This is a genomic window from Streptomyces mexicanus, from assembly GCF_902506575.1.
GTDB classification, from domain to species: Bacteria; Actinomycetota; Actinomycetes; order Streptomycetales; family Streptomycetaceae; genus Streptomyces; species Streptomyces mexicanus.
The window spans coordinates 21,288-27,383 of record NZ_LR732609.1 but is presented as its reverse complement, the minus strand read 5'-3'; the positions used below and the strand labels follow the sequence as shown (position 1 = coordinate 27,383).

The window sequence follows — 6,096 nt, the reverse complement described above, 5'->3', positions numbered from 1 at the left end:
GGGGAAACCGTCCCGGTGCGGTGCCGGGTCGTCGTCCCGGGCCGCCGAACCGTCCCGGTGCGGTGCCGCGTCATCGCCCCGCGCCGCCGCGGAGTCCAGGAGCGCGGAGCCGATGCCGTGCAGAACCCGGGAGACGACGGGCGGCAGGAGCCGTTCGGTGAGCCAGCCCGCCACCGCGCGGGCGGAGGGCGCGGCGGCCGCCGAGAACCCTTCCCGGGCACGGGCGGAGTCCGCCTCGGCCGGGCTGTCGGCAAGCCGCCGCAGGCGTATGCCGCGGAAGGAGGCCAGGACGCGGCCGTCCGGCGTGTACATCCCCACCTCGGCGAGGGCGGTGTCCGGGCCGGTCGGTGTGCAGGTGCCCAGACTCCAGAAGCTCTCGCACAGGTCGTCCAGCACACGTACCTCGCCGAACTCCTCGGGCACGTAGGTGCATCCGTCCGTCCGGCTGTCCGGCGGGCCCGGAACACTCCGGGGCGCGGACACCGCATCGCACACCCCCGGCCACGCGGAGAGCAACGGCAGCAGACCCGCCTCCCAGGACACCGGACCGGGTGTCGCAGGGCGTCGCACACGCGCGGCGAACTCGCCCTCGCGGCACCACAGGTGTTCCACGGACGCCAGGCCGGGTCCGATCGTGATGCCGTGCCGGCGGGCCAGCGCCTCGAAGCGGTGGCGGGGCAGATACGTGGTGCAGCGGGACAGGGCCGCGTCCAGCAGCGCGTGGACCGCTGTCTCGTCCGGGAGGTCGCCGTCGTCGGCCGCGGCGGCCTCGCCCTCGGCGTGCGGGACGGTCCGTCCGGCGCGGGTGGACGCGACGGACACGGGGCGGGATCCGCCAGGATTCGGCGCACCGATCCGCACGGTGAGCGTGGCAGTGGAGGTGTCGCGGGCGTCCAGCACCTGCGGGGAGAGCCGGACGCCGCGCAGGACCGCGGGCGTGGGACCGCAGACGTCCCGCACCGCGTCGATCGCGGTCAACAGGTGGACCACCGGCGGAACCGGGGTGCGTCCCCGGACGGTGAGGGCGTCGTGCCCGCTCTCGGCACCACTCCGGCCGGCGAGCGGGAACGTCCGGGTGTGGATTTCGGATGCGGGGTGGTGAGGGGTTCCGGCGCGGGGGCGGTAGTCGCGGGTGTCCCACGGGTAGTGCGGCAGGGCGGCGCCGGGGGTCCTCTCCCGGTCGAACCAGCGGGTCCAGTCCACGGTTCCGCCCGCGGCGTAGACCTGCCCGACCGTCCGGGCCAGCGCCTCCGGCTCGTCCTGGCCGCGGTGCAAGGTGGTCACGACGGCACCGTCGGCTCCGTGTGCGGTGAGCGTCTGCCGGATGCCGCCGGACAGCAGCGGGTGCGGGCTGACTTCGACGAAGACGGTGTCGGCCGCCTTCACCGCCGCCCTGACGGCGCGCGTGAAGTGCACGGGGCCGCACAGGTTGTCCGCCCAGTACGCGGCGTCGAGACCGGAGCCGTCCACCGCCTCCTCGCGCACGGTGGAGACCATGGTGAGCGCGGCTCGTCGGGGAGCGAGGCCGGCGAGGGAATCGAGCAGGTCCTGGCGGATCTCCTCCATGACCGGGGAGTGGGACGGCACGTTGACCCGGACGGGACGGCAGACGACACCCTGTCGTTCCAGTGCGCGGGTCAGCCGGGCCAGTTCGTCCGCGGGGCCGGCCAGCACGGTCGCCTGCGGCGCGTTCTCCGCCGCCACGCAGACGCCGGGGTGGGCGCTCGCGACGATCTGCCGGGCCTCGTCCGCGGACAGGCCGACGAGCAGCATGCCGCCGCGTCCGGCGGCCCGGCTCATGAGCCGGCTGCGGCGGCAGATCACCGCCGCCGCGTCGCGCAGGGTGAGCGCTCCGCCGACATGGGCCGCTGCCGCCTCCCCCATGCTGTGCCCGATGCACACGTCGGGCCGCAGCCCCGCCTCCTCCAGCGCGGCCGCGAGGGCCACCTCCACGGCCCACAACAGGGGCTGGACCGTCTGGACGTCCTCGGGGAACTCGGCGGCGTCGCTGTTCAGCAACTCCAGCGGAGACCAGCCGAGTTCCTCGTGCACCGCGTCCGCGCACCGCGCGAGCGCGGCACGGAAGGCGGGTGAGGCGGCCATCAGCCCGCGCCCCATGCCCGCCCACTGCGAACCCTGCCCGGGGAACACCACGGCGGTGCGCCGGTCCGGGCCGAAGCCCGCTTCCCCGGTGCCGCCGTCGGAGATGTCCGCACCGCCCGCCAGGGCCAGCAGACGGTCCGCCATCTCCTCGTGCGTCGCGGCCGTCACCCACAGGCGGAACGGATGGTGGTCCCGGCGCAGGGCGGCGGCCGCGCACAGGTCGACCAGGGGGGTGCTCCGTCCGGCGCCGCGCAGGTGGGAGGCGTAGGCGCGGGCCAGGGCGTGCAGGGACACGGGAGAGCGGGCGGACAGGACGAGCAGGGGCGGTCGCCGGGCGCCGTTCACCGGTTTCGCGGGCGCCGCCGCGCCCGCCCCGGTGTCTGCCGTACCGGGCCGTTCGGTGAACGAGCCGACGACAGCGTGGGCGTTGGTGCCGGACAGGCCGAAGGAGCTGATGCCGACCAAGGCCCGGTCGCCGCGCGCGGCCAGGGGCTCGTTGTCGGTGACCAGCCGGATCGGAAGTGTTCCCGCGGCGAGCAGCGGGTGGGGTTCGGCGCAGTGCAGGGACGCGGGGATGACGCCGTGCTCGGCGATCAGCACCGCTTTGATCAGTCCGGCGATGCCGGCCGCGGCTTCCGGGTGGCCGATGTTGGTTTTCACCGATCCGACCGGCAGCGGGCGTTCGGCGTCCGGGGCGTCGCGGCGGGCGGAGGCCAGTGCGGACAGTTCGACGCCGTCACCGACCGGCGTGCCCGTGCCGTGCGCCTCCACGTAGTCGAGGTGTCCCGGTGAGATGCCCGCCGCCGCGCAGGCCTCCTCGATCGTGGCGACCTGCCCGGCTTCGGCGGGTTTCAGCAGCAGTCCGCTGCCTTTGCCGTCGTTGGTGACGGCGGTGCCCAGCAGCAGCGCGCGCACCGGGTCGCCGTCGCGCAGGGCGTCCGGGAGCCGCTTGAGCACCACCAGGCCCACGCCTTCGCTGCGTACGAAGCCGTCTCCTGAGGCGTCGCCGAACTTGCACCGTCCGTCCGGTGAGAGCATGCCGCTCTGCGAGTACACGACGGCGTCCTGCGGCGAGAGGATGAGGTTGACTCCGCCGGCCAGGGCCAGGTCGCTCTCGCCGGTGAGCAGGCTCTGCCGGGCGGCATGGACGGCGACGAGGGACGACGAGCAGGCGGTGTCCAGGACGATGCTCGGGCCGCGCAGATCCATGGCGTAGGAGACGCGGCCGGCGGTGACTCCCCGCAATCTCCGGCCCGCGGCCGCCCGTACGGTGGTCTGTCCGTCGAGCGGCCGGTGGATTTCGTCGTAGTCGGCCGTGGCCTGCCCCACGAAGACACCCGTGCGCGAGCCGGCGAGCGCGGAGGGTCTCAGGCCCGCGTCCTCCAGCGCCTCCCAGGCGACATGCAGCAGGACACGCTGCTGCGGGTCCATCTCCGCCGCTTCCGCGGGGGAGATGCCGAAGAAGCCGGCGTCGAACGCGTAGGCGCCGTCGATGAATCCGCCGTGCCGGGAGACGGTCTTCCCCGGCTCCTGCCGGTCGGAGGAGTAGTGCGTGCTGATGTCGAAGCGGTCTTCCGGCACCACGCGGACGGAATCGGTGCGGGACAGGAGTCTCTCCCAGAACTCCTCGGGGTTGTTCGCTCCGGGGAATCTGCATCCGATCCCCACGACGGCCACAGCGGTGCTTTCTGCCGCACACGTGTCGTGCATGGCTGTTCCCCCTTCAGATGCGCGCGGGGGAATGTCGGCCTCCCCCGGTGCTGAGCGGTGGGTGGCCTGGGCCACACCTGCAGTGCGATCCAAAGATACACTCGGGGTCAATCTTGTCTCCCAGGTTAAAGAAATCTTTGCCATCCGTGGGTCACCTGGGGCGATTTGCCTGACGTGTCACGAGTTGCCGTGGCCTGGGGACCGGTCGCTCGGCTATTCGTGGACTTGAGTGCATGAATGCGTTCTGATCTAATCTTGGCTCAAGGTACTCATTCCAAGTCGTACGGCAGGCGGAACGCCCGGCCGGAGCTGGGCAGGGGGAAGGAGGCTGCGACGTGGACGTCCAGAGGCTGGAGACCTTCGTGGTGGTGGCGCAGAGCAACACGCTGGCCGAGGCCGCGGAACGGCTCGGTTACGCGCGGTCGACGGTCACGAGTCATCTGCAGGGACTCGAACGCGCCCTGGGGGCATCGCTGCTGGAGAGGGGGGCGTCGGTGAACCGCCTCACGAAGGCGGGAGTCCGCTTCCTCGCGTACGCGACAGACATCCTGGACAAACTGGCCCAGGCTCAGGCGGCGGTGACGGCCGCCGCGCAGGACCGCCCGAGCAACCTGAGCATCGGGGCGACGGCGTCCCTGTGCACCTACCGCCTGCCGAGCTTCCTGCGGACGCTGCGCCGGCTCATGCCGAACCTCGAGACCCAGGTCTTCGTCGGCTCGGTCGCCCAGCTGCGGGACCAGGTCGGCAGGGGAGAGCTGGCCGCCGCACTGGTCAACTCGGCGACCGCGGCGGCGAACCGGCCGGCCGAGGAGGCCGACCGCCGTCACCTGTGGACCGACCGGGTCGTCCTGGTCGGCGCCCCCGACCTGGTGGCCCGGCCTCAGCGGCTCCTGGTCACCGCGCCGGGCTGCGTCTACCGGGACATCGCCGAGAAGGAGGTCATGCCCCGCCTGGGGGGCGTCCAGGTCCAGCAGGTGGGCAGCGTGGACGGAGTCAAGTCCTCCGTGCTGGGCGGCCTGGGCGTGGGAGTGATGCCGGCCATCGCGGTCGGACCGCAGCTGGAATGGGGGCGGGTGGTGGAGATGCCGCTGCCGGCGCTGCCCCCGGTGATGACCGAACTGGTCTGGAACGCCGAGGTCCCCCCCGCGCACGTGACCCCGCACCTGCGACGGCTGCGCCCGCCGCAGACCCTGCCGTCCGGCCGTGCGCCCCACGCGCCGCGACACGTGTCACGAGCGGTGTCGTGAGGTGGGCCCGCGACCGGAGCGGTACGGCGGTGCGGGAACGGCGGGCCGCCCTTCGCCGCCCCCGACCCCGCCCCCCGGCGGCGCCACGGGCCGCACCGGACGGGGAGCACCGGGCTGCCTCATGGTCCTCACCGCCTGCGTGCTGTTCGGCCTGAGCGGCACCGTCTCGCGCGAACTCATCGACCACGGGACCGGCGCGGTGACGGTCACCCAGTTCCGTATGCTCTTCGGCTTCGTGAGCCTGTGTGCCGGCCTGTGCCTCACCCGCCGCGACCTGCTGCGTCTGCCGTGGCGGCGCCTGCCGCGGATCGCCGCCTTCGGCCTGGCGCTGGCCGCGGTCGTCTACTGCTACTCGATGGCGATAGCCCGGCTGCCCCTGGCCGTCGCGCTGGTGCTGCAGTACAGCTCCGCCGTCTGGCTGACCGCCGCCGACGCCGTACGACAGCGCGGGCGCCCGGCCGCGAGCATCCTGGTGGCCCTGCCGCTCACACTCGGCGGTGTCGTCCTGATGGTCGGCCTCGGCGGCGCCCGGCTGGGCCGGCTCGACCCCGTGGGCCTGCTCTTCGGACTGGCCACCGCCGCCGCCTACATCCTGTACCTCGTGTGCGGGCGCGGCATCGGCGGCGCCGTACCGGCCGGCACCGCCACCCTGTACGGCTCCCTCGTGGCCGCCGTCGCGTGGTGCTGTGTCCAGCCCCCGTGGCGTATCGAGAGCAGTGCCTGGGAGCCGCGCACCCTCCTGCCGCTGATGCTGATCGGTGTGCTCGGGATGGCCGCTCCGTTCGCTCTCGTGCTCGCCGCCGTACGCGCCCTCGGCCCCACACGTGTGAGCATGCTGAGCACCTTCGAGATCGTGGCCACCAGTGTCATCGCCTATGTGTGGCTCGGTCAGGCGCTGACGTTCTCCCAGTGCCTCGGCGGACTGCTGGTGATCACCGGGGTCGCCGTCTGCGGGCGGCAGGCACCGCCCGGTGACCCGGTCTGACGCTCGACCGGGGCCTCTTCGAGGATGGCCCCCGCCCGGGCGTGGGAGCCG

At 73.3% G+C, this 6,096-nt stretch carries 3 protein-coding genes; 2 read left to right on the top strand and 1 reads right to left on the bottom strand.

Translation table 11 applies throughout. The features are described 5' to 3' along the window. Positions 1–3,813: type I polyketide synthase (locus GV126_RS33320; RefSeq protein WP_159674820.1), on the bottom strand; the 3,813-nt coding region annotated here is incomplete at its 3' end. Between the two features lie 335 nt (positions 3,814–4,148). Between GV126_RS33320 and GV126_RS33315 the strand changes: the two genes are divergently transcribed. After that, positions 4,149–5,060: a LysR family transcriptional regulator gene (locus tag GV126_RS33315; protein WP_159674818.1), complete on the top strand. Its 912-nt coding sequence runs from the start codon at positions 4,149–4,151 to the stop codon at positions 5,058–5,060. A 121-nt stretch (positions 5,061–5,181) separates the two neighbouring features. Beyond that, complete coding sequence (locus GV126_RS33310; RefSeq protein ID WP_159674816.1) at positions 5,182–6,045, top strand: EamA family transporter; 864 nt, start codon at positions 5,182–5,184, stop codon at positions 6,043–6,045. The last annotated feature ends 51 nt before the right edge of the window (positions 6,046–6,096 follow it).